1 protein-coding gene is annotated in these 537 nt (G+C 32.6%); it reads right to left on the bottom strand.

What is annotated here, in order from left to right:
* A partial coding sequence (locus FE296_RS00240; RefSeq protein ID WP_190944952.1) for a restriction endonuclease subunit S occupies positions 1-483 on the bottom strand: 483 nt, incomplete at its 3' end.
* Positions 484-537: the final 54 nt, after the last annotated feature.

The following is a 537-nucleotide window of genomic DNA, read 5'->3' as shown; positions in this document are numbered from 1 at the left end:
ATTTGCAATGGTTTTTTGTTCTTCAATACTATTAGGTATTTGAACATCTAGTACTTTAAAAGTTTCTCTAGTAATAGTATCAAATATGGAACCATGCGTATTTCGTTGAATATATTCCACTTTATATTTTATTAGATAATAAAGAAAATCATTGAGAGTCTTATTATTTGCTTTTAGTCCATAACAAGATTGATTAAAAGTCATTGGTACGCCTAACTGCGCAAGTGCTCCAACTGTCCCTCTAGCTGAAATAATAAGATCTCCTTCATCTAACATCTTAGTAGAACTCTTTGCTAAGCCTAATTCTGATATGTGCTTTTCAGTGTAATAAACTTTTCTTGCATCTGAATTAAAATCTTTTACTGATAACCATGGAATATTACCATTCCAATATTCCTCATTATTTGTTTTAGGGGTCCCCCCGCCAATAATGGTCATTAGATCAGATAGTTTATAATTTGACCACTCTTTAAAGAAACTCATATCCTAGTCCCCCAAGATTCTTCTTAATCTCATCCTCTAGGCAGCGTGATTCAG

It is taken from the genome of Paenibacillus sp. UASWS1643, assembly GCF_008693195.1.
Lineage (GTDB): Bacteria > Bacillota > Bacilli > Paenibacillales > Paenibacillaceae > Paenibacillus > Paenibacillus amylolyticus_B.
The sequence above is the reverse complement of the archived record's forward strand: the minus strand, read 5'-3'. Positions and strand labels throughout refer to the sequence as shown.